General features: G+C 69.1%; 21 protein-coding genes. 9 read left to right on the top strand and 12 right to left on the bottom strand.

The genetic code is table 11. From position 1 onward, the window contains the following. Positions 1 to 167 precede the first annotated feature (167 nt). Positions 168 to 1043 (top strand): ribokinase, encoded by an 876-nt coding sequence (locus GC106_RS05985; RefSeq protein ID WP_312872460.1) that lies wholly within the window; start codon positions 168 to 170, stop codon positions 1041 to 1043. 9 nt (positions 1044 to 1052) lie between these two features. Continuing rightward, entirely contained in the window at positions 1053 to 2681 is a 1629-nt protein-coding gene (ptsP, locus tag GC106_RS05980; RefSeq protein ID WP_173125243.1) for a phosphoenolpyruvate--protein phosphotransferase, read from the top strand. A 160-nt stretch (positions 2682 to 2841) separates the two neighbouring features. On the opposite strand, the gene GC106_RS05975 is transcribed toward ptsP, so the two are convergent. Genes GC106_RS05975 through GC106_RS05960 form a run of 4 tightly spaced genes read right to left on the bottom strand, consistent with a single transcriptional unit; the run spans position 2842 to position 6381 of the window. After that, positions 2842 to 3441 (bottom strand): DUF1707 SHOCT-like domain-containing protein, encoded by a 600-nt coding sequence (locus tag GC106_RS05975; protein ID WP_173125241.1) that lies wholly within the window; start codon positions 3439 to 3441, stop codon positions 2842 to 2844. Positions 3442 to 3456: 15 nt separating this feature from the next. Further along, positions 3457 to 4110, bottom strand: coding sequence for a response regulator (locus GC106_RS05970; protein WP_173125239.1), 654 nt, complete (start codon positions 4108 to 4110; stop codon positions 3457 to 3459). Beyond that, positions 4107 to 5264 (bottom strand): MacS family sensor histidine kinase, encoded by a 1158-nt coding sequence (gene macS / locus GC106_RS05965; protein WP_173125237.1) that lies wholly within the window; start codon positions 5262 to 5264, stop codon positions 4107 to 4109. Before macS ends, GC106_RS05970 begins: the two co-directional genes overlap by 4 nt. Continuing rightward, positions 5251 to 6381, bottom strand: coding sequence for an AI-2E family transporter (locus tag GC106_RS05960; protein WP_312872459.1), 1131 nt, complete (start codon positions 6379 to 6381; stop codon positions 5251 to 5253). The genes macS and GC106_RS05960 overlap by 14 nt, the downstream gene beginning before the upstream one ends. Before the next feature lie 98 nt (positions 6382 to 6479). On the opposite strand from GC106_RS05960, the gene GC106_RS05955 reads away from it, so the two are divergent. The 4 genes from GC106_RS05955 to GC106_RS05940 all read left to right on the top strand — a co-directional run bounded on the left by GC106_RS05955 (position 6480) and on the right by GC106_RS05940 (position 14306). Then, the gene (locus GC106_RS05955; protein WP_312872458.1) at positions 6480 to 8570 is read left to right on the top strand and encodes a translocation/assembly module TamB domain-containing protein; all 2091 of its coding nucleotides are present in this window, start codon (positions 6480 to 6482) and stop codon (positions 8568 to 8570) included. 182 nt (positions 8571 to 8752) lie between these two features. Continuing rightward, positions 8753 to 9502 carry a hypothetical protein gene (locus tag GC106_RS05950; protein WP_173125235.1) on the top strand — a complete coding sequence of 250 codons (750 nt, stop codon included), beginning with the start codon at positions 8753 to 8755 and terminating at the stop codon, positions 9500 to 9502. Between the two features lie 159 nt (positions 9503 to 9661). Further along, positions 9662 to 13285, top strand: a complete 3624-nt coding sequence (locus tag GC106_RS05945) for a beta strand repeat-containing protein (protein ID WP_173125220.1) — start codon at positions 9662 to 9664, stop codon at positions 13283 to 13285. A gap of 76 nt (positions 13286 to 13361) precedes the next feature. Beyond that, complete coding sequence (locus tag GC106_RS05940; RefSeq protein WP_173125218.1) at positions 13362 to 14306, top strand: hypothetical protein; 945 nt, start codon at positions 13362 to 13364, stop codon at positions 14304 to 14306. Here the strand turns inward: GC106_RS05940 and GC106_RS05935 are convergent. Further along, positions 14266 to 14766 (bottom strand): nucleotidyl cyclase domain-containing protein, encoded by a 501-nt coding sequence (locus tag GC106_RS05935; RefSeq protein ID WP_173125216.1) that lies wholly within the window; start codon positions 14764 to 14766, stop codon positions 14266 to 14268. The genes GC106_RS05940 and GC106_RS05935 overlap by 41 nt on opposite strands. 55 nt (positions 14767 to 14821) lie before the next feature. Next, the gene (locus GC106_RS05930; RefSeq protein ID WP_173125214.1) at positions 14822 to 15601 is read right to left on the bottom strand and encodes a dioxygenase family protein; all 780 of its coding nucleotides are present in this window, start codon (positions 15599 to 15601) and stop codon (positions 14822 to 14824) included. A gap of 233 nt (positions 15602 to 15834) precedes the next feature. Here GC106_RS05930 and GC106_RS05925 point away from each other — a divergent pair, with 233 nt between their 5' ends. From GC106_RS05925 to GC106_RS05915, 3 genes are read left to right on the top strand one after another with little or no spacing between them, the layout of a single operon-like run. Continuing rightward, positions 15835 to 16818 carry a hypothetical protein gene (locus tag GC106_RS05925; protein ID WP_173125212.1) on the top strand — a complete coding sequence of 328 codons (984 nt, stop codon included), beginning with the start codon at positions 15835 to 15837 and terminating at the stop codon, positions 16816 to 16818. 47 nt (positions 16819 to 16865) lie between these two features. Beyond that, positions 16866 to 18086: a serine hydrolase domain-containing protein gene (locus tag GC106_RS05920; protein ID WP_173125210.1), complete on the top strand. Its 1221-nt coding sequence runs from the start codon at positions 16866 to 16868 to the stop codon at positions 18084 to 18086. A 33-nt stretch (positions 18087 to 18119) separates the two neighbouring features. Beyond that, on the top strand, positions 18120 to 18920 hold the full coding sequence (locus GC106_RS05915) for a MerR family transcriptional regulator (RefSeq protein WP_173125208.1): 801 nt from the start codon (positions 18120 to 18122) through the stop codon (positions 18918 to 18920). Positions 18921 to 18961: 41 nt separating this feature from the next. Here the strand turns inward: GC106_RS05915 and dnaB are convergent, their stop codons facing one another. The 6 genes from dnaB to GC106_RS05885 form a co-directional block, all read right to left on the bottom strand. Next, positions 18962 to 20344: a replicative DNA helicase gene (gene dnaB / locus GC106_RS05910; protein ID WP_173125206.1), complete on the bottom strand. Its 1383-nt coding sequence runs from the start codon at positions 20342 to 20344 to the stop codon at positions 18962 to 18964. A gap of 412 nt (positions 20345 to 20756) precedes the next feature. Then, a complete protein-coding gene (gene rplI, locus GC106_RS05905) occupies positions 20757 to 21212 on the bottom strand; it encodes a 50S ribosomal protein L9 (RefSeq protein ID WP_173125204.1) in 456 nt (151 codons plus the stop codon). A gap of 14 nt (positions 21213 to 21226) precedes the next feature. After that, positions 21227 to 21469, bottom strand: a complete 243-nt coding sequence (gene rpsR / locus GC106_RS05900; protein WP_033380198.1) for a 30S ribosomal protein S18 — start codon at positions 21467 to 21469, stop codon at positions 21227 to 21229. A gap of 27 nt (positions 21470 to 21496) precedes the next feature. After that, positions 21497 to 22015 (bottom strand): single-stranded DNA-binding protein, encoded by a 519-nt coding sequence (locus GC106_RS05895; RefSeq protein WP_173125202.1) that lies wholly within the window; start codon positions 22013 to 22015, stop codon positions 21497 to 21499. A gap of 25 nt (positions 22016 to 22040) precedes the next feature. Continuing rightward, positions 22041 to 22349: a 30S ribosomal protein S6 gene (gene rpsF / locus GC106_RS05890; RefSeq protein WP_173125200.1), complete on the bottom strand. Its 309-nt coding sequence runs from the start codon at positions 22347 to 22349 to the stop codon at positions 22041 to 22043. Between the two features lie 81 nt (positions 22350 to 22430). Next, entirely contained in the window at positions 22431 to 23429 is a 999-nt protein-coding gene (locus tag GC106_RS05885) for a hypothetical protein (RefSeq protein WP_173125198.1), read from the bottom strand. Positions 23430 to 23602 lie beyond the last annotated feature (173 nt).

Below are 23602 nucleotides of genomic sequence, written 5' to 3'. Positions count from 1 at the left end.
GCGGAACTGAACCCCACCACTGCGATGATGGTCGCAGCGAGGGCCTATCTGTCCCCGACGGGTATACACGACGTTCACTCACATTGTGGCACCAACCATCCACAGAGAGCCGCAATCGTTAACAGATGCGCATGACGCCCAGGCTTTCGCATGGTTAGGTGTCGCCCGTGGGAGTTGATCTCGGGCTGGATCTTATCGTGGTGGGCTCGGCCAATGCCGACCTGGTAGTGGCCGTCGAAAGGCGGCCGGGGCCAGGGGAAACGGTGCTCGGCTCGGATACTTCGGTGCTCCCGGGCGGCAAGGGCGCGAACACCGCGGTGGCCGCCGCCAGGCTGGGTGCGAAGGTGGCTTTGCTCGGCGCGGTCGGGAACGACGGCCACGGCGAACTATTGCTCGAATCGTTGCGCACGGCCGGTGTGGACACTTCGCTGGTGCGGCGCAGCGATCGGCCGACGGGGGCCGCGTACATCTTCGTCACGCCGGACGGCGAGAACTCGATCCTCGTTTCCCCTGGTGCGAACAGCGCGTTGAGCGAGCAGGACGTGGATCTGGCGGATGCCCGCGTGCTCGTCGCGTCGCTGGAAGTCCCGTTGCCGACGGTGGAGCACGCGGTGGCGGTGGCTGTGCAGCGCGGAATCCGGCCGGTCGTCAACATTTCGCCGATGGCCGAGTTGTCCGCGGGAACGCTGGCCGCACTGGACCCGGTCGTGGTCAACGAACACGAAGCCGCCCAGCTGATCGGCCAAGGCGCTGATCTGCGCGGACTGCTCGATCTCGGGCCGCGTTCGGCCGTGGTCACGCTGGGCGCCCGCGGTGCGTTGGTGATCGAGGCCGACGGCACCCACGAGGTCGAATCACCCAAGGTGGACGCCGTGGACACCACCGGCGCGGGCGACGCGTTCACCGGCGCGCTCGCCGCTCAACTGGCGGAAGGTGCCGATCTGGTCACGGCGGCACACCTCGCCGTCAAGGTCGCCGCCATCTCGGTCACCCGCAAAGGTGCCCAGCCGTCGTATCCCACAGCGGAGGAAGTTCGCGGGTAATGTCGGGCCATGTTCAGTGGTGTCGGCGTAAGTCCTGGTCGGGCCGCAGGCCCGGTAGTCGTGGTCGCGCAGCCCGCGGGGGAACCACCCGCGGGCCCGCCTCCGTCTGATCCCGCGGCCGAGTCGCAGCGGATCGCACCCGCGACGCAACGTGTCGCGGCCGATCTGACGGCGCGGGCGGAAGCGGCGACCGGTGAGGCGAAACAACTTCTCGAGACCACGGCGATGATGGCCGCGGACCCCGCGTTGGTCACGCAGGCCGAACAACTCGTCACCACCAAGCAGTTGCCTGCCGCCCGTGCGGTTTACGAAGCGGCCGCGGGTTTCGCCGACGCGTTGCGCGCGGCGGGCGGCTACATGGCCGAGCGGGTCCGTGACATCGAGGACGTCCGCGACCGCGTGGTGGCTGACCTGTTGGGCATCGCACCACCCGGAGTTCCGGACCTGACCGAACCGAGTGTGCTTGTCGCGCAGGACCTCGCGCCCGCGGACACGGCCGGGCTCGACCCGGCGAAGGTGCTCGCCCTGGTCACCGAGGAGGGCGGGCCGACCAGTCACACCGCGATTCTGGCCAGGGCGCTGGGAATTCCCGCGGTCGTCGCGGTTCGTGGGGTGCTCGCGGCCGAGCCGAAGCAGCTGATCGTCAACGGTGCGACCGGTGTGGTCGAGGTGCCGAGCGGCCCGATCACGCCGTTCGCCGCGGAAGTCAGCGCTTCGGCGGACTGGAACGGCGTGGGCGTGACCGCGGACGGCATGCGGATCAAGGTGCTGGCGAACGTCGGTTCCGCGAAGGACGCACAGGCGGCCGTGGACGCGGGCGCCGAAGGTGTCGGCCTGTTCCGTACTGAGTTCTCGTACCTCGACGCGACTGACGAACCGACGGTCGAAGAACAGCAGGCCGCGTACGCCGCGGTGCTGGCACCGTTTCACGGGAAACCGATCATCGTCCGGACGCTCGACGCAGGCGCGGACAAGCCACTCGCGTTCCTCTCACCCGATCCCGAGCCCAACCCGGCGCTCGGTGTGCGCGGCATCCGCGTGTCCCGCGAACGGGTCGGCGTCCTGGACCGCCAGCTCGCCGCGATCGTCGCCGCCGCCGACCAGACGGGCGCGGAAGTCTCCGTGATGGCGCCGATGGTCGCGACTGTCGAAGAAGCCGCGTGGTTCGCCGAGCGGGCGCACGCCGCGGGTGTCGAACGAGCGGGCGTGATGATCGAGGTCCCGGCGGCGGCACTGGTCGCCGACGAGATCTTCGGCGTCGTGGAGTTCGTCAGCATCGGCACCAACGATCTCGCGCAGTACACCCTCGCGGCGGACCGTCAGCTCGGCGCCGTGGCGGCCCTCAACGACCCGTGGCAGCCGGCGTTGCTGCGACTGATCGGCATGATCGGCCAGGCGGCGACCAAGGCGGGCAAGCCCGCGGGCGTCTGTGGTGAGGCGGCCGCAGACCCGAACCTCGCGGGTGTGCTCGTCGGCCTGGGCATCAGCAGCCTGTCGATGAACGCGGCCGCGATCCGCAAAGTCGGTGCGGCACTGGCCAAGCAGACCGAGGACACCTACCGCCAGGTCGCCAGGGCCGCACTGGTGTCACACACGCCCGCGGACGCGCGGGCGGCCGTGCACGCGATGCTGAGCTAGGTCGTGTTTTGAATGTCCCGGTCGATGAGAGTCGGGATCGGGGCGGTTCCTGGCGTCGCCGCGGGATCGCCGCGAATACTGGTTGTCTTTGGGCGGTCCCGCGGTGGCGTCAGGGGCCGCATCCGGCCCGGCTATCGCGATCGGGCATTTGAAACACGGCCTAGTCGATCCGGTCGATCTTCAACGGGAAGCGCACCATCACCGAACCGAGCCGCAGGACCGGCGGCCGGGTGATGGTCAACGTGCCGCCGCGCACCTTCCCGCTGAGCTGGAACTGCGGCCCGGGCACCGGCCCGGGTCGCACTTTGTTGACGTAGCGGCAGTTCATCACCTGCAGCATCGACGCGTCCAACGTCGATTCGTACGGCAGCATCAGCCGTACGTGCGCGGCCCGCACATCGAACTCGACCTTGACCACCTGGTACGGGATGCGGGCGACCGCGAAGTCGAGCTCACACCAGCTCTGATCACAGTGCACGACCAGTTCGCTCGGCACGTCCCACCGGCCACGGCGACGGATCTTCGACAACACACTGCGCAGTTCGAGGCGCTGTTCGGGCACGGTTCCGGTACGCACGACGCCCGGGATGTCGATCAACACACCGTTCAGCTCGGACCTGGTCCTGGCGGCCAGCGCGGCCGCCGAGCGCGTGGTGAACTCTTCCGGCGTGATCAGGGCCTGCGCCAGCGCCTTGTGCAGCAGTCCCACGACGTGTTCACGTTCGCTGTCGGACACACGGAGGTCGCGTGGGTCGGTCACGCGCAAACCCTACTGTCACTCGGCGTCGAGACCGTGCTCGATCGCGTAACGAGCCAGTTCGACCCGGTTGTGCAGCTGCAGTTTGCGCAACGTCGACTGGACATGGTTCTCCACGGTCCGGTGCGACAGCACGAGCCGGTCGGCGATCTGCCGTGCGGTCATCCCCTTGGCCACCAGCCGGAGCACCTCGGTCTCCCGGTCGGTGAGTTTCGGCGCGGCCTCGGCCTCCGCGGGCGCGGCCGCCATCCTGCGGTACTCGCCGAGCACGAGCCCGGCCAGCCCGGCGGTGAACACCGCGTCGCCGTCCGCGGTCCGGTTCACCGCGTCCACGAGTTCCTCGGCCGACGCGGACTTCACCAGATAACCCGAGGCGCCGGCTTTCACGGCTTCGAGGACGTCACTGTGCGCGCCGCTGGCCGACAGCACGAGCACCCGCGTGCCCGGCACGTCCTGGACGATCTGGCGGGTCGCGTCCACCCCGGACTCGTCGCCCAGTTGCAGGTCCATCAGCACGACGTCCGGCGTGACCGTCCTGGCGATCCGCACCGCCGCACCCGCGTCGCCTGCCGTCGCGCGGACGTCGAAGCCACGTTCCCCCAGATCACGGGCCACGCCGTCACGCCACATCGGATGGTCGTCGACGACCATCACCGAAATCGCCTTGGTCATCGGCCACCTCCCATCCTGTGACGCGCCTTCCGGCCGCCCGGCTCCCGCGGAATCCGGATCTCCCATTCGGTGCCCGCGCCGGGCGCGGTCTCCAGGGTGATCGTGCCACCCAGGTCGGCGACACGCCCACGAATGGACCGGGCCACTCCCAGCCTGCCATCGGACGCCGCCTGATCCAGCCGGCCCGCGGGAATCCCGGCCCCGTCGTCCCGCACGCTGATCACCACCTCGTCACCGAGGTCCTCGAGCAGCACCCAGGCCCGGGCGCCGTCGCCCGCGTGCCTGGCCACATTCACCAGGGCCTCGGACACCAGGGACGTCAGCTCTGTGACTGTCGTCTCGGGCAGTTGCACGGCCGTGCCGGGCACGGAGACCTGCACGGTCCCGGTTTCCATCACCTGCAGGCGCGACCGCAGATCCGTGGTGCCGTCGTCGGTGGAGTCCGGTGGGGCCGCCGCGACCAGTGATCTCAGCGCCACTTCCTGCTCACCGGCGAGCCGGGCCAGCTCGGCGGCCTCGCCACCCAGTTCGTTGCCGCGCTTGCGTACCCGGGCCAGCACCTGCAGCACGCTGTCGTGGATGTTGCGCGCGAGCCGTTCCCGTTCGGCGGTCGCGGCTTCGACTCGTGCCGCCTGGGCCATCCGCTCCTGCGCGCGTCTCGCCGTGACCGAGGCGAGCCCGACCACAAAACCACTGCCCATCAACAAGACGGCGTCCCTCGTCACGTCCGTGGTCAGCGCACCGCGCGTGAACCCCGTGGCGATCGCGACGACGACCCCCGCCAGCACACCGGCCGTCCGGCCGTTGAGGACCGCGGCCGCGATCGGCGGCTCGCTGGCCCACACCGTCGTGATCAGCGGCGCGATGTCCTCCATCTGCTGGGGCGACAAGATCCACACCGAGGTGTACATCAGCGCGCACGTGACCGCCACGTCCGTCCACACCACCGCCACCCGGCGGCCGAACTTCATCAGGTACGCGCTCACGGTGAACGCCGTCCACACCGCGATCAGGCCGAGCACGATCCACGCGAGCTGCGGCCGCTGATAGCGGTCCTGGTGCACGAACACCGCCACCACCGCGAAGCCGAACGTCACCAGCCGCAGAATGGCGACGCTCGACCAGAGCGGCGTGGTCGCGTCACTCCTTTGCATGGCTTCCCGGCCTCGAACCCGCGTCGTCCAGCACGTCGACGTCGTCGGCGTCGGTGAACCGGTCGCGGTCACTCAGTAACGACCGGATGCCCGCGTTCAGCACCGCCAGCAGCGGGACCGCGAGCAACGCGCCGGGGATACCAGCCGCGACCAACCCGGCGGTGATCGCGAGGACCACGGCCAACGGGTGCAGCCGGACCGCCCGGCCGAGCAGCCACGGTTGCAGGATGTGACTTTCCAGCTGCATCACGCCGATCACGATGGCCAGCACGATCAGCGCCGCGACGAAACCGTTCGCCACCAGCGCGACCAGCACGGCCACCGCCCCGGCGATGACAGCACCGATGATCGGGATGAACGCGCCGAGGAACACCAGTGCGGACAACGGGACCACGAGCGGCACGCCCACGATCGCCAGGCCGATGCCGATGCCGACCGCGTCGACCACCGCGACGGCCGCGGTCGCCCGCACGTAGCTGACCAGCGAGGAGAAGCTGCGCCGGCCGGCCACGTCCACCCGCTCGCGCACGTTCGCCGGCACGCCGCGGACCAGGAACGTCCAGATCCCCTCGCCGTCGTAGAGGAAGAAGATCAGGATGAACAGCGTCAGCACGAACCCGGCGAGGATCTCGCCGATGCTGACCGCGGTGGTCAGCGCGCCCGAGGTGATCGCGGCCTGGTTGGTCTTGATCGTCTCGATGATGTTGCTGATGAAGTCCCTGATCTGTTCGTCACGCAGGTGCAGCGGGCCGTGCTCCAGCCAGTTCTCGATGGTGTCCAGCGACTGGCCGACCTGGGTCTGCAACTGCGGCAGGCCGCTGGAGAACTCCGAGATCACGAACGTCAGCAGGCCACCGATCACCCCGAGGCCCGCGATCAGCACGATCGCGGTGGAGAACCCCTTCGCTATCCGCCACTCGACCAGCTTGTCGACCGCCGGGACCATCAACGCCGCGAGCAGCAGGGCGATCCCGACCGGGATGAGCACGGTGGCGAAGTACCCGGCGACAAGCATGATCCCGTACAGGGCCAAGGCGACCACGGCCAGCCGCCACGCCAGCGCGGCGGCGACCCGCAGGCCGCGTGGCACCACATTCGTCACTTCGATCGGGGCCACAGGCCGCTTCCTCGGCTCGGTTGTCACGCGCGTCACGTTATCGGTACGGGCCTGCGAAAGGGCGCCGTGCACAAGGGTCGGCACGAAAGAATCGCGGTGTGTCCCGTTACGAGCTGACCGAGACCGAGCAGCACCTCGTCGACGCGTTCCGGCGTGGTGACCGGATCGATCTGGGCGGCAAGGCGATCCGTGGCCAGGTGCTCGCCGAGCTGCTCGACGGGTCGGAGTCGCCCAGCGTGATCCGGCTGACCGGGGCGCGGGTCACCGAGTACTTCAGCCTGCAGGGCAAACGTGTCCGGCAGGTGATCGACCTGCGGGACTGCGTGTTCGAGCACCGGCTGGACCTGCGGATGGCCCGGCTGATCGGGTTGCGCATGCACGCGTGCCGGATGCCTGGCGTGATCGGCCGCAACCTGCGCGTGGAGAGCGACCTGATCCTGGAGCCGCGGTTCACGTGTGACGGCGCGCTGGACCTGACCGACGCCAGCATCGACGGATCGCTGCGGATCTCCGGTGCCGTGCTGCACGGCCCGTTCCTCGGCGCACGACTGCGGATCTCCGGATCGCTGCAGGCTGTGGTGTTGCGCACCAACGGCGAGATGCGGTTGTCGGGCGCGAAGGTCGGCGGGAACCTGCAACTGACCGGGGCGTGCCTGACCAACCGGGACGGCATCGCGCTGGACGGCAGCGGCCTGACCGTCGAGGGCAACCTGTTGGCCGACGCCAAGGGCGGCCGGTTCCGGTCGGTCGGCCGGGTTCTGTTCCGGGGCGCGCACATCGGCGGCGACGCGAGGTTCACCGGCGCGGACATGACCGCGCCGCCCGGCAGGCCACCGCTGGACGCCGACCGGATCAGGGTGGAAGGCAACGTCTCCCTGGACAACGGCTTCTCCGCCCGTGGCTCGGTGCGGCTCGCGGACGCCCGGATCGGCGGCTTCCTCCGGCTCACCGGCGCCACGCTGGGATGCGAGGAGGACGAACCCGACCCGTACCGCGCTCCGTGCGCGCTGTTCGGCGACGGCATCGAACTCGGCGGCGACCTGAACGCGCGATCGGGCGCGATCGCCGGTGCGCCGAACGAGAAACCGCTGGTCGCCTACGGCCAGGTCCGGCTGCCCGGCGCGAAGATCGACGGCAGTGCCAGCCTGTCCGGCGCACGGCTGCACTGCGCCGGACGGGACGCGTTGTTCGCCGACCGGCTGTCGATCGGCGAAACCCTGTTCCTGGAGGGCGTTCAGGCCACCGGGTCGATCCGGTTACAGGACGCCAGGATCGGCGCTTCGCTGAACGTCACCGGCTCGACGTTCACCGAGCCCCGGCTGCGCGCCAACGGGACCCGCAAGCCCTCGCTGGACCTCCAGTTCGCTTCCATCGGTCACAACCTGTTGTGCAGCAGGAACGTCGTCGCGACGGGCGGCGTGAGCGCGCGGGTGGCGGAGATCCGGCACACCGTGCACCTGTCGCACGCGACGATCGGGGACGGCCGGCCGGACAGCGTCGCGTTCGACGGCTATGGACTGACCGCACACCACCTCGTCATGCACTTCGCACCGGACGAACCGCCGCAAGGGGCCGTCCGCCTTGGCAACGCGCATGTCCGCAAGTTGTCCGACGGCCCCGGGCTGTGGGCCGCCACGTGCGGAGTGGACGTCGACGACTTCGTGTACGAGTCCATCGAGGCCAACGGGAACGCCACCGTCAAGGACCGGCTGCGGTGGTTGCGCCAGGTGCAGCCGGATTTCGCGCCCGGGCCGTACGACCAGCTGGTGACCGTGTACCGGGACGCGGGCGAGGAGGAGCTCGCCGAGAAGGTGCTGATGGAGAAGCAGCGAAGGCGGCACACGGAACTGAAGTGGCCCGGCCGGATCTGGGGGGTGTTGCAGGACAAGACGGTCGGCTTCGGCTACCGCCCCTGGCTCGCGGTGGTGTGGCTGGCGGTGTTCTGGCTCGCCGGCACGGTGTGGTTCGCGTCGCACGAACTGTCCAAACTGGACAACGACCAGAATCCGGTGTGGAGCCCGGCGCTGCTGTCGATGGATCTGTTGCTGCCCATCATCGATCTGGGCCAGGACAGGATGTGGCGGATGGCCGGGCCGTCCGAGTGGGTCTCCGGAGTCCTCATCGCCGCGGGCTGGGTGCTGGCGACCACAGTGGCCGCCGGCGCGACACGGCTGCTGAAGCGGACTTGAGCAGGTTCACACGATCGAGCGGACTGGTCGCTTCGGGCGTGCGCCGGGCGGGGTCGGTTTGGCAGTCTTGCGACGCACCCCGGACGTGATCCATCCGATGCCGGGTGTGCGGACCACCATCGCCAGACCGGAAAGACAGGCATCGAACCGTGGACACGGCAAGGACCGAGAGGGGCGCCCGAGTGCGGCGCGTCCTTTCGCGTGCCGCCGTGATCGTCGGAGGTGCCGCCGCCGCGTGGTTGCTGTCGACAGCGACCGCGTCGGCGCAGTCGTCCGAACCGGACGACGCCATCAAGCCGGTCGTCGACGCCCTGACCGTTGCCGCGCCTGTGGATTCCTCGTTCGCCCCGCAGGATGCCCAGCAGTTCAAGGACTTCGTCGACACGGTGTTGCCGGCGCCGCAGGCCCCGTCCGCCGAGCTCGAAGAGGTCGGCCGGCGGGTGCGGGACACGGTCGGAAAGGTCGCGGCGCACCTGAGCCTGCCCGCGCCCCGGACCGAGTCCGGCGAGACCACGCCTGCCAGGCTCCGGATTCTGACGCCCGGTGACGAGTCGCCGGTCGTCACCCCGGTCGCCGCCATCCCCCAGCTCGTTCCGGTCGTCACCCCTGGTCCGGAGCGAGTGGCGGCGCACGACGTGCGTCGTGCCTCCGTTGCCGAGTCGCCCCGGCTTGCCCCGTCGGCAGGCGACCCGGCACCGGAACTCCCCGCTCTCCCCCGCCTGCCGATGCCGATGCCGTTGCCCGCACCGGCCGCGCCCGCCGGCGCGTGCTCCTCGTGCGGCACCAGCGGATCGAACGACGACTTCGGCATCGCGGGTGCTCACGCGTGGCCCTTCCCGGCTTCCGGATCGGCCACCTCGCAGGCGCTGCGCCTGATCTCGCAGCACGTTTCCCCGGCTGCCGGTGCGCAGCCCGGCGTCACCCCTGACTGACTCAACCACGCGCGGCCTCTGACGGCGCCCGTGTGCTTTCGCGCTGCCGGCCGCGCATCCCACCCCTCAGACCCGGGTGGTCGCATGCCCCGACGCCTCTCGCGTCCGGCCACCCGTTTCCCATCCCTTGCATGCACAAGGAAAAGGAGAAACACCCCGATGCAAACCTGGGCGCGGCGCAGTCTCCAGACCGCGCTGATCACCGGTGGTTTGCTGATGCTCGGTACCGGCATCGCTTCTGCCAACGAGAACGTCAACCCGGATCGGCCGGCCTCGCCGCTCGATCCGCGAGTGAAGATTCCGGTAAGGGTGCACGACAACGCGATCGGCACCCCGTTCGGCCAGAAAAACATCCCCACCGTGAACCGCGATGTCGTGGTGAGCACGGAGGCGGTGACGAAGGGCACGCCCGTCGCGAAGGCCGCTCCCATCATCGAAAAGGCCCAGTCGGTCGCGGGCAGGCTGGCGGAACAGAAACTGCCCGGCATCGGCCGTATCACGCCGAAAGCCAAGGATGTGTTCCAAGGCAACAAAGTCAGTGGGGACATGATCGTCCCCGTCGAGGCCGCGGGCAACGCGATCGCCGCAGGCCACGACGCGCACGTGAACGCCACCTCGAACGAGACGTACGCCGGGCACTCGCCGGTGTACACCGACGGCCAGGACGCGGTCGGCGCCGGCAACGTCGTCAACCTCGACTGGGCCATGCCGGTCCGGGTCAGCGGCAACGCGGCCGCAGCATCCGGCAAGGCGACCACGAACTACGTGTCCAGGAGCGCCACCGTCGTCGGTGGCGACGTCGTCACCAACGGCGGCGACAGTGTGCTGGCCGGCAACGTGGTGTCCGAGCAGCTGGCCACGCCTGCTCAGGTCACCGGTAACGCGGTCAGCGGCGCTGGGATCGCCAAAGCCACCACCGACATGGACGACCAGGCGCACGCGCCGGGCACCATCAAGACCAACGGCGACAACAGTGTCGTCGCCGGTACCGGCACGGGTGTCCCGGTCGCCCTGCCGTCCGCGGTGCACGGCAACGCCATCTCCGCGGGCGGCAAGTCCTGGGTCGACGAGAAGAACCTGGTCGGCGCGACCGCCGGGCAGCCGATCGGTGCCAAGAACGGCGCCGGCTACATCTCCACCAGCGGCCGGGAGTCGGTGCTGTCCGGCGCTGTCGCCGAGCCCGCGATCGCCACGACGGCCGACGCGACCTGTAACGCGGTGACCGTGCTGGGCACCGGGGACTGCGTCGGCGGCACCGGGACCGTCACCAAGGCAGGCGGGTCCACCGCGACCGACGGCACCAAGTCCACCGGTGGCGGTACCGCGCTGACCCCGTCGGTCGCTTCGCCGGTGCAGGTCTTCGCCGGATCGCCGACGGCGGCCGGCCTGACCAGCGTCGACCACGTCAACTCGGACGTGTCGAACGCCGGTGGCACCACGGTCACCAGCGGCAAGGACGCCGTGCTGGCCGGGACCATCGCCGATCCGGCCGTGGCCGGCCCGGCCGAGACGTTCGGCAACGCCGCCAGCGTGCTCGGCACCTCCAAGACCGACTCGCTGAACGGCACGGTCACCAAGGCCGGCGGGAACGGGCTGTCCAACGCGGACAACAGCGTGGCCTCCGGCACGGTCGGCAGCGCCGCTGTGGCGATGCCCGCCCAGGGCTTCGGTCTCGCGGATTCGGTGGGTGGCCAGGCCGAGGCGCTCGTCGGTGAGCAGAAGGTCACCACCGCGGGTGGCGAGTCGGTTGTGCACGCGGACAAGTCCGTCATCGGCGGTAGCGCCATACGGCCGTCGGCCGCCGGCCCCGTCCACGTGCTGAGCAACTCGGCGACCGTTCTCGGCCGCGGCAACTCCGATGTCTGCAACGACGTGACCACCACCGCCGGTGGCTACACCGGGACGACGGGCAACGACAGCACGGGCGGCGGCAACGCCGTGACCCCGGCCGTCGGCATGCCCGCCGAAGTGTTCAGCAACACCGCCAACGTCGGCGGCCTGTCCTCCAGCAAGGTCGACGAGAACAAGGTCACCGTGGCCGGTGCCGCGACCAACACCCACGACGACGCCGGTGTGCTGGCGTCGAACGCGGTGGTCACCTCGCTGGCCGGTCCGGCGCAGCTGTTCGGCAACTCCGCCACGGGCGGCGGCATCTCCAACGCCTCCGCGATCAAGCAGACCACGGCCAAGGCCGGCGGCCCGGCCATCGCCCAGGGCACCGGCGGCGCCGGGTCCGGCAACGTCGCGGCCGCCCCGGTGGCCATGCCCTCGCAGGCCTTCGGAACGGCCACGGGCGTGCTGGGCAAGTCCAACTCGTGGGTGACCGGGGAGAGTTCGTCCACCTCCGGTGGCGGGATCAGCACCGACGGCAAGGCCGGAACGATCAACGGCAACGCGGCCTCCGTGCCCGGCGCCGGTGCGGTCCAACTCTTCGGCGACGCGGCCGGAATCGCCTCGGTCGTCGACGGTTCCGCCGACAACACCACCGCCTCCACCGCTGGTGGCGACGTGGTGACCAACGGCGCGGACGGTTCGGTCTCCGGCAACGTGGCCAGCGCTCAGCCGCTGGCGGCCAGCCACACCTTCGGCAACGCCACGGCGCTCTCCGGCCTGGTGAACGGCAGGGGCGACAACAACACCAAGGTCACCAACGGCGGCGACATCACCACCAACGGCGACCGTGGTTCGGTCTCCGGCAACCTGGCCGACGTGCCGGTCGCCGCGATCGCCCAGGTCTTCGGCGACGCGGCCGGCGTCGGCGGGACCGCCAACGGCACCGGGCCGAACGAGATCACCGCCGTCACCGGTGGCCACGACACCACGTCCGCCAAGGGCGGCAACCTGTCCGGCAACCTGGCCAGCGTGCCGGTCGCCGGGAGCCCGCAGGGCTTCGGCGACGCGGTTTCGGTCGTCGGCAACGGAACCGGTACCGCGCAGAACGACACCAACGCGCTGTCCGGCGGTGACGCGAAGAGCAGCGGTGACTTCGGTTCGCTGTCCGGCAACCTGTTCACCGCGCCTGTCGGGGCCGCTCCGCAGGCCTACGGCAACGCCGCTTCCGGCGGTGGTCACTCCACCGGTGCCGCGCAGAACGACACCAGCACGAACGTGGGCGGTGCCGCCACCACCGACGGTCCGCTGCACACGCTGTCCGGCGTCAACCACTCGGCCCCGGCCGGTGCCGCTCCGCAGGTGTTCGCCGTTCCCGTCCCCGTTGTGGCACACGCCGTCGCGAACGGCAGGACCAACCCGCTGGCCAAGCTCGAGGACACCGCGCCGATCGTCGAGCTGCCCATCGGTCAGGGTGGCGGGCTGGCCGCCGACAAGCTGCCGCGGCTGCCGGTGTGGGGAACCTTCCCGCCGCAGCAGACCCGTACGGACACCCCGGTCAACGACCTGGCCGGGCTGCCGGACAGGCTGGTCAGGTCGCAGTTCAGCGTGGCACCGGACCTGGACGCCGCGAACGTCGGCGCCTTCGGCCTGCCGTTCCTGGACGACGTCGCCGACGACATCACCCGGACGCAGCCGATCGGCATGGCCGAGGCCCGGTCGGAGGACCGGACCCGGTCGGCACGGCCCAACGGGCTTCCGGTACTGTCCAATGTAGACAGTGAGGCGCTGGGTACCGGCAGCATCAACGGCGTTCAGCTGTCGCGCATCCAGAACATCCTCCGCGCCGCCGATCCGTCCACACTGGACGTGACGCAGACGCTGCCCGCCATCGACGTGGTCAAGCAGCTGCCCGTGCAGCCGGACTTCGATGACCTGCCGAAGTTGACGTGACCCCGGTAGTGGCCGGGGCGTTGTCCCCGGCCACTCGGAATCCCTTGTTCCTCACCCGTTTTCTAGGAGAAATCTCGTGCGTAAGACCATCCGCCGCAGCATCTTCGTGACCGCGACCGCCGCCTGCGCCGTCGGCTTCGGCCTCTTCCAGGCGGCCGCCGCGCCGGTGCCCACCGTGCCGGAGCTGCCGCTGTCCGGCCTGGGCGCGCTGACCAACCTGGACAGCCTGTCGAATCTGACCGAAAGCACTTCGCTCCTGCCGACCATGCCCACCATGCCGACGATGCCCGGCGCGGAGTCGCGCAACCTGCCGCTCGGCGACCTCCCGCTCGGCGACCTGACCGGCACCGGCGAACTGGACGACCTGCTCAAGGCCGCCTCGCTCGCCAAGGACCTGCTCGGCCTCGGCGACCTGACCGACATGGCCGGGCTGCTGCCGACCCAGGACCTGCTGACGACCAAGCAGTTGCTGCCGACCGACGGCCTGCCCATCCAGGACGTGCTGGCAGCCGAAGGGACTGTGGCGACCGAAGGACTGCCGACCGACGGTTTGGCGCCGAGCAACCTGCTGACCGGCGACCTCGGTCTGCCCACGGCGAGCCTCGACGGGCTGCCCCTCGACCTCTCGCAGCTGATCCCGCTGCCCAAGCTGCCGACCCGGCCCAGCGACATCACCGACTCCCCGATCGTCGACATGCTGCAGCAACACCGCCTGCCGCTGCTGGGCGAGGACGGCCACAAGCGTCTCGTCGAGAAGGTGGCTCGTGGCGTCGACGGCGTGGACGTCCAGGAGGTCGCCAATTCGGAGGCGGCCGCCGCCGACTCGCAGACCGACATCCCGCAGCTGCCCGCCACCGCGCCGCAGACCGTCAGCGTGCAGAGCGGCGGCGTGCCTGAGAACCTGCCCGCGGTGTCCGGCGTCGAGACCCCGGGGATGCCGAGCATCAACGACCTGTCGAAGCTCAAGGAGCTGACCAAGCTCAAGGCCCTGACCGGTCTGCTCTCGTTGCCGAAGATCTGAGTCGCGGGTTGCGCTGACCGGGCCCGGGAGCAACGAAGCTCCCGGGCCCGTTTTGCTGTGGACCGGCTTGCCGGATCAACGTGGCTTCGGCGCGGAACAGCACTTCGTGCACGCGCGCAGTGCCATCGCTGGTGTACCACGCAGTTCTGGCGCTGGTGACAGTCCGGACACGCTCCACGATCGGGCGGGCGTCGCCGTGCGGGTGTTCGGCGACGATCGCGACCAGGAGCGGTTCGTACCTGGCGACGGTGTGGTCGTCGCGCATCGTTTTCCTCAGCAGCATCGCCACTTCGGCGTTCCCGGGGACGAGCACGAGGCTCACCAGAGTGCCGTGTGTCCTGGCTCGGGTGAGGGCGAGGCTGAGGCGGTCGATCAGCAGTTCACGGCCGGGCAGTCCGGTCCGGGGATCGAGCAAACCTTTGCCACGCAACACCCCGACGATGAGTTCCGGCGCGCGCATGCGCCGAGTCTCCACTGTCCAAGTAGGACTCACAAGGACCCTGGCCGGTGAGTTCTCAGTCGAATTGCAGTGATCGCTTCGACAGGCCGTACCAGTAACCGTCGATCGTGGTGTCCGCGTGCTCGTTGCGGTCGATGCTCGCGCCGAGCGAGACGAACAGCGGCGCGAAGTGTTCGGTCCGCGGATGCGCGAGCCGCGCGGCGGGTGCCTTGCGGTCGAAGTCAAGCAGCGCGTCGATGTCCCGTTCGGTGAGCACCTGCCTGCCCCAGTCGTCGAACTCGCTCGACCACTGTGGCGGCGTGATGTCCGTGCCCGCGGCCATGTTCATGCCGGTGAGGTTGTGGGTGAAGAAGCCGCTGCCGATGATCAGCACGCCTTCGTCACGCAACGGCGCCAGCTTGCGACCGAGATCGAGCAAACCGGTCGGGTCCAGCGTCGGCATCGAGATCTGCAGCACGGGGACGTTCGCGTCCGGGTACATCTCGACGAGCGGCACGTACGCGCCATGGTCCAGGCCCCGCGACGGCTCCTCGCGCACCGGCGTCTCGGGCGACTGCACGAGTTTGCGGACCTTCGCGGCGAGCTCCGGAGCGCCGGGCGCCGCGTACTGGACCTGGTAGTAGCGCTCGGGGAAGCCCCAGAAGTCGTACACGAGCGGCTGGGACGTGGTCGCGCCAATGGTCAGCGGGGCCTCTTCCCAGTGCGCCGACACCACCAAGATCGCCGTGGGTCGCGGCAGGTCACGCGACCACTGCGCCAGCTGGCGCGTCCAGACCGGGTCATCGGCGAGCGGCGGCGCGCCGTGGCTGAGGTACAGCACAGGCATGGTGCTCATCAGGCGGCTCCAATGTTGAATCTTCAACAACAAGGCTACATCAGTGCGGCCGCGGTTGTCGCCACTCGCTCCAGCAGGATACGTCCCAAGGCCCGCGACTGACCGGTCTATCAGGGCGAATACCGGGTTGTCGGTGATCCGGCCGGACGCCATCCCGGCCGGTATGGACTCGCTGCCGACCGGGCGCGGAACTGACCGGGAGGGGTCCCGCCGATCGTGACTACCTTCGGATCATGGTCCGGCACAGCTTCATCTTCGTAGCGCTGCTGTGCGCGGTGGCTTGCACGTCCGAACCGGCACCGCCGCCGCCACCACCAGCCCCGACGACGGTGACGTCGGTCGCGGCGGTGCCACCTACCGGCGGTATCGCGGTCACCGCCGAACAACTCGCCCAGGCCGACCCATGCGCGTTGATGAACCAGGACTCGCTGGCGAAGTTCGGCAGGGTGTCGATGAACATCGGCATAGCGTTCACCGAGTGCGAGATGACTGTCGTCATGGCGCGACACGATCAGGCAACCGTTCAGGTCGCCTTCAGGTTCGCACCGCCTGCCGGAGCGAAACCGATCTCCCGCAACGGCATCACGTTCCACGGCGACGAGGACACCAACTGGTGCCGCCGGTACATCGTGGTGTCCGAACAGTCGACGATCTTCGTCGCCGCGAGCCGTGCTCCGGTTCGCGGACCCGCGTGCGAGTTCGCGGACGCGGTGGTCGACGGCATGGTGCCGCAGCTGGCGCGGGGCGAACTGAAACCTGCCGAGGTGTCACCGGACTCGCTCGCCCGCCACGACGCCTGCCACGTCATCGAGTTCACCGAGATCCGGCGAGTGCTCGGCCGTGACCCCGTCAAGCTGACTCCCGCGTACAACCGGCAGACCTGCACCATCGACACCGGTGGCCCGGCCGACCCGAGCCTCCTGGTCACCTTCGTCCGCGGCCACCGGCCGGAGGTCGACGAGAAGACCGACCGCGCGATCACCATCGACGGCCGCGAAGCGGTCACCGACACCTGGGCAGGCAGCGGTTCTGGCGCCAACCGGCACGTGCCGAGCTGCTCGGCCGAGCTCGCGTACCGGCCCCTCGATCGCCCGATGGGCACCAAGACAGTCGAACGGCTGCGGGTCAGCGTCTACCGCGAAGCACCTGAGGACACGAACTGCCAGCCCGCGACCGACCTGACGGCCGCGGCCCTCAGGAAGCTCGGCGGAAAGTGATCTCCGGGAGTTGACCCCGCCCTTGGGGCAAGGTGGAGCCTGGCCGCATGAAGAACGAAATCACTTCCACGGCTCGGCTTACTTCGCCGGTCGGAGGGTTGCGGCGAGTGGCGGTCACGGCTCTGGCTGCCGCGGTGGTAGCCGGAGTCGCCGCCCCGGCCGGCGCGGCGGCCGCCGGGCAGCAGAGCCGTCCGGAACTCCAGGAGGCCATCCAGACGTTCGTCGACATCGGCTTCGCCGGGATGCACTTACGTGTGCACGACCAGCGAGGCGAGTGGGTGGGCAGCGCCGGGGTCCGCAAGCTGGGCGACGCCGCGAAGCCGCCGGTGAACGGGCGGTTCCGGATCGGCAGCAACACCAAGACCTTCGTCGCGACCGTGGTGCTGCAACTGGTGGCCGAGGGCAAGATCGGACTGGACACCCCGGTGCACGGCTACCTGCCCGAGTTCGCGCTGGACCGGCGGATCACGGTGCGGATGCTGCTGCAACACACCAGCGGAGTGTTCAACCACACCGGCGACTATTACAACGGCACGGCCATGCCAGGCCTCCCCTCCACGGGCGAGGAATGGGTGGACAACCGGTTCCGCACCTACCAACCCGACGAACTGGTCCGGTTCGCGTTGTCCAAGCCGGCCCTGTTCACGCCGGGAACGGACTGGAACTACTCCAATACCAACTACACGCTGGCCGCGCGGCTGATCGAGAAGGTCACCGGCCGCTCGTACGCCGAGGAGATGCAACGGCGGATCCTGCGGCCACTCCGGCTGTGGGGCACTGTGGTGCCAGGTGCCTGGTCGGGCATCCCCGGGCCGCACGCCCACGGCTACTACCGCTACCAGGACGACGGCCAACCGAAGACGGTCGACGTCACCCGCCAGAACCCCTCCCTGCTGTTCGCCGCCGGTGACATGATCTCGACCACCGAGGATCTCCACACGTTCTTCTCCGCGCTGCTGGGCGGCAAACTCCTGCCCGCCCCGCTGCTGGCCGAGATGCGCACGCCACACCCGAAGAGCGGCTTCGGCCTGGGACTGCGCGTGCAGGACGCGAGCCCGAACTGCGGCGGCACCCTCTTTTTCCACAACGGCAGCACCATCGGCTACGGAGCGCTGATGTACAGCACGCCCGACGGCAGCAAAACCCTGACCGCCTCGATCACCAGCGGGGACGCCGACATCGACCTGGTAGCGGACTACCCGAAGGCGTTGGACAAGCTCCTCAACGAGGTGTTCTGCGGCGGTGCGGTACGAGGACAGTCGGGTTGACCTTGACCTAGGGGCAGGCTGCACACTCGTCGCATGGCTTCCCCGACCATCTCGGTCAAGTCGACAGGCGTCACGATCGGCCAGGCCGCGGCATTCGCCGGGGTCACGGTGAAAACCGTGCGGCACTACCACCAGCACGGACTGCTCAACGAACCACAACGCGACAGCTCCGGCTACCGGCGTTATGGATCGGCTGACCTGCTGCGGCTGGTCCAGGTCCGAACCCTGGCCAGCTCCGGCGTGCCGCTGGCCGAAGTCGGGGCACTGCTCGACGCCGACGCCGAGCAGTTCACCGCCGCACTCGCCGACGTCGAACGTCGCCTCACCGAACGGATCGCCGACCTGATCGCCCGGCGCGACACACTGCGACAGCTCGCCGACGGCGACCGGCTCCTGCTGCCCGGCCGCGCCCTCGCGATCCTGGACCGGCTCACCGATCTCGGCTTCGACCCGGTCTACGTGGCCAGCCAGCGGGAAGGCCTGGTGCTGGCCAGGGCACTGGCACCGAAGTTCTTCGACATCTTCCTGACCCAGCTCGAACACCGGCTGGACGACCCGCAGTTCGTCGCCCTGACCAAGCGCGGCTGGGACGCGCGGTCCTGGCCGCCGGACGACCCTCGGATCGACGAGCTGGCGTCCGACCTGGCCGACAACCTGCTGGCCAACCGCGAGCACCTGACCCTGCCGACCGACTACCGGCCCCGGTCCGACGACGCCACCCGATACGGGCTGATCAACCACCACCTCGAAGATCACGCACCGGCCTGGACCCGGCTGAACGCGCTCGTCGAGACCAAACTGCGGGCCGCGGGCGTCCCCATCCCGTACCAATGACGACCGCACCAGGCAGCGTCCCCCGGCTACTTCACAAGTGACTAGGCCTGGGCGAGGTCGGCGAACTTCGAGTAGTGCAGCTGGTGGGCCACGGTGATGGTCGCGGTCGGACCGGCACGGTGCTTGGCGATGATCAGGTCGGCCTCGCCGGCCCGCGGGTCGTCCCGCTCCCACGCGTCCGGCCGGTGGATCAGCACGACCATGTCGGCGTCCTGCTCCAGCGAACCGGATTCACGCAGGTCGGCCAGCATCGGGCGCTTGTCGGTCCGCTGCTCAGGACCACGGTTCAGCTGACTCATCGCGACCACCGGAACCTCGAGCTCCTTGGCCAGCAGCTTGAGCGACCGGGAGAACTCCGAGACCTCCTGCTGGCGGCTCTCCACCCGCTTGCCCGACGTCATCAGCTGCATGTAGTCGAGCACGATCAGCTTCAGGTCGTTGCGCTGCTTGAGCCTGCGCGCCTTCGCCCGGATCTCCATCATCGTCATGTTCGGCGAGTCGTCGATGAACAGCGGCGCCTCGGAGATCTCACTCATCCGCCGCGCCAGCCGCGTCCAGTCGTCGTCCGTCATCCGGCCACCACGCATGTCCGCGAGCCGGATCTTCGCCTCCGCCGACAACATCCGCATGACGATCTCGGTCTTGCTCATTTCCAGCGAGAAGATGACGCTGCTCATCCCGTGCTTGATCGAACAGGACCTGGCCCAGTCCAGTCCCAGCGTCGACTTGCCGACACCGGGACGGGCCGCCACGATGATCATCTGGCCGGGGTGCAGGCCGTTGGTGAGTTCGTCGAAGTCGGCGAAGCCGGTGGGGACGCCGAGGGAGGAGCCGCCGCGCGAGGCGATGGCGTCGATCTCGTCCATCGTGGGCTGCAGCAGCTCTTCGAGGGCGACGTAGTCCTCGGTCGTGCGACGTTCGGTGACCTCGTAGATCGCTGACTGGGCGCGGTCGACGATCTCGTTCACGTCGCTGCCGTCCTGGCCGGAGTACCCGAGCTGGACGATGCGGGTGCCTGCTTCGACAAGCCTGCGCAGCACCGCCTTCTCCGCCACGATCTCCGCGTAGTACCCGGCGTTCGCCGCGGTCGGCACGGTGGCGATCAGGGTGTGCAGGTACGGGGCGCCGCCGATGCGGCGCAGTTCGCCGCGGCGTTCCATCTCCGCGGCGACCGTGATGGGGTCGGCGGGTTCACCACGGCTGTAGAGGTCGAGGATGCAGTCGTAGACCGCCTGGTGCGCGGGGCGGTAGAAGTCACCGGGCCGCAGGACTTCGACCACGTCGGCGATCGCGTCCTTCGACAGCATCATCCCGCCGAGCACGGACTGCTCGGCCGGCAGGTCCTGCGGCGGCTGCTTGTCGAACGTCGGGTGGCTCCCGCCGTTGTCAACCGGTGCTGGTCCCCGGTCATCCGTCAGCGCCACAGAGCAGCCCCTCCTCGCTCATATGTTCGAACTTACACCCCGGGCGGTACCGCGTCAGGCAACGTCATCGGGGTGTCGCGATGCACGCTAGAGGGCTTGTCCGACAGTCACCAAACCGTGCTGGGGAGGCTTCTGTGGACAACCTGTGGATGGATGACCGGAGCTGACCACAGGCATCGATGGGCCTGTGGGCAAGCTGGGGACAACTGCCGGTATAAGAATCGAATCCGCAGGTCAGGGCCTGTGTACGAGGTGTGGAAAAACTCGTCGAAAATACGTCGGCGTGTCGCGCGGAAAGTGGCCGTCGGCGTGTCGCGATGTCTGGTTTCACCCCATCGTGGGGACAGCCTGTGGATAACAAAGCCACCCTCCCGAGGATGCCCCGGGAGGGTGGCTCGCAGCAGATCCGACGTCAGCCGGCGGCGGTGACTTCCAGCTTCACCGACACGTTCACGTCCGGGTGCAGCCGGACGCTGGCGGTGTGCTTGCCGACGTTCTTGATGTGACCGGGCAGCTCGACGGTCCGCTTGTCCAGCTGCGGACCACCGGCGGCCTTGATCGCCGAGACGATGTCGGCCGTGGTGACCGAACCGAACAGCTTACCGGAACCGGCGGCCGCCTTCGCCTTGAGCGGGACCGCACCAAGGCCCTCGAGCGTGGCCTTGATCTCCTTGGCGTGGTCGAGGTCGCGCACCCGGCGAGCGTCCTGCGCCCGGCGGATCGTGCGGACGTTCTTCTCCGCGCCCTTGGTGGCCAGGATCGCCAGGCCACGCGGGAGCAGGTAGTTACGGCCGTACCCGTCCTTGACCTCGACGATGTCGCCGGGGCCGCCGAGGCCGCTCACATCGGTGGTGAGAATCAGCTTCATCTCTGTCCCTCCGATCAGCGCGCGGTCGACGTGTAGGGGAGCAGCGCCATCTCACGGGCGTTCTTCACCGCGATGGCGATGTCCCGCTGGTGCTGGCTGCAGTTGCCGGTCACCCGGCGAGCGCGGATCTTGCCGCGGTCCGAGATGAACTTGCGCAGCAGCGCGGTGTCCTTGTAGTCGATCAACGTGTCCACGGCGTCCTTCTTGCAGAACGCGCAGACCTTCTTCTTCGGCTTGCGAATGGGTGGCTTGGCCACGAGAACTACTCCTGAGAGATCTGGGGGTTAGAAAGGCGGTTCGTCGGAGAAGCCGCCACCGCCGCCGCCACCGGCCGGAGGCGCTGAGCCCCACGGGTCGTCGGCGGGCACGGTCTGCCGGCTGCCGCCACCGCTGTTGCCTCCGCCGCCACCACCGAATCCACCGCCGCCGCCTTCACCACGGCTGACACGGTTGACCTTCGCGGTGGCGTACCGCAGCGAGGGACCGATCTCGTCGACTTCCAGTTCGATGACGGTGCGCTTCTCACCCTCACGGGTGTCGTAGGACCGCTGCTTGAGCCGGCCGGTCACGATCACCCGTGCACCACGGGTGAGCGACTCGGCCACGTTCTCAGCGGCCTGCCGCCAGATGCTGCACCGCATGAACAGCGCCTCGCCGTCCTTCCACTCGCCGCTCTGGCGGTCGAAGGTGCGCGGCGTCGAAGCCACCGTGAAGCTGGCAACGGCCGCCCCGGACGAGGTGAACCGCAGTTCCGGGTCGGCGGTCAGGTTGCCGACCACGGTGATGATCGTGTCGCCTGCCATATCGGCTCCCTAGCTGGGTGTGAGATCAGGCCCTGGCGGCCGGACGCTTGTCGACGCGACGCAGCACCTTGGTGCGCAGGATCGACTCGGACAGGGAGAGCTGGCGGTCCATCTCCTTCACCGCGTCGGGCTCGGCGTTGACGTCGAGGACCGCGTAGATGCCCTCGGCGTGCTTGTTGATCTCGAACGAGAGCCGGCGCTTGCCCCAGACCTCGACCTTCTCAACCGAACCGCCGGAGTTGCGGATCACGTTGAGGTAGTTCTCCAGTGACGGCTGCACGTTGCGCTCGTCGGTGCTGGGATCGAGGATGATCATTACCTCGTAATGACGCATGAAGACCACTCACCTCCTGTGGACTCGCGGCCATGGTCTCTCCATGGCAGGAGGGTCTACGGCCAAAAAGACTACAGGACTTCAAACGGCCGCTTTGCGCAGCACCCAGGTACGCACCAGGGCGGCCGTCACGCCGGACAGGGCCAGCACGGCGAGCAGCACGGACAGGTCGATGTCGTTGCGGCTTGACGAGCCGCCGATCGCCTCGGCGTGTCCTGCGGCCTGGACACCGTCGTTCGGCGGGTTGTCCACGCCGAGGATGCCGAACTGGGGGCTGTAGCCGGGCACGCCCGTGCCGTACCGGACCGCCGGTGATGGCGAGTACAGGCCAGCCTGGGCGAACGGGATCATGCTGTAGTCGGTCATCGGCGACCGGCCGGTGCTCCAGCCGTTCCACCCCATCAGCGGTGGTGCCTGCGGCGGACCGTCGATCACCGGTAGGGTCGGGGCGGTCATCGTCGGGCTGCCGCCCGGGGCGCCGCCCTGGCTGCCGCCAGGGCCGGGCTTGGTCGGCTGGGTGCCGCCACCCCCCGGAGTGCCGGGCTTCGATCCGCCCGCGCCGGGGATGATCGCCTGAGCGGCACCGTTGGCCGCGTCCGCCAGCGCGCCGGTGGTGCCCTGGGCCTGGGCCGCGGCGGTGTTGACGACCTGAACGGTCACACCGCACATGCCGGCGAGGGCGTCCTGCACATCCTTGGCCACGCCGCCGAGGATCGGGCCGAGCAGCGGGATCTTGTTCAGCTGGGCGATCACCGCGTTGGCGATCTGGCCACCGCTGATGAACCCGCCGCCAGCGGGGATCGCGCCGATCGGGATCGGCGGCAGCGCGGCGAACGCCGACCGCACTCCCGGCGTGATGAGGTTCAACGGGTCGAGTGCCTTGACGACGTTGACCACCGGTTCGAGGACCGCGCCGGGCTGGAGTTGGAGCGGTGTGCCTGGCTCGCCCTGGACGGTGGTCGCGCAGCTGCCGATCACCACCGGAGTCGCCGCGGCCGCGATGCTCCCGCCGAGCAGGCTGCTCGTCACCACGACGATGACCACCGCGAACGTGGCGGCCAGTCGTTTGGCGAGTCGCATAGTCCAGCCCTCCGTCGTACCGGCGAGTAGCCTCTACGGATTTCAACGACACTACGCGCCGGTGGTGACGCTCACTAGGTCGAATCGCGTGATTCTTCCGCCAGGTGGAGTAATGCGACCCCCTGAGGGCTACCACCGCCGCGTTTGCTAGTGCGTGCCGACTACGCTCGACG

Origin of the sequence: Kibdelosporangium persicum, assembly GCF_013280595.1 — a bacterium.
Lineage (GTDB): Bacteria > Actinomycetota > Actinomycetes > Mycobacteriales > Pseudonocardiaceae > Kibdelosporangium > Kibdelosporangium persicum.
Note: the sequence above shows the minus strand (reverse complement) of the source record. Positions and strands in the feature narration are given on the sequence as shown.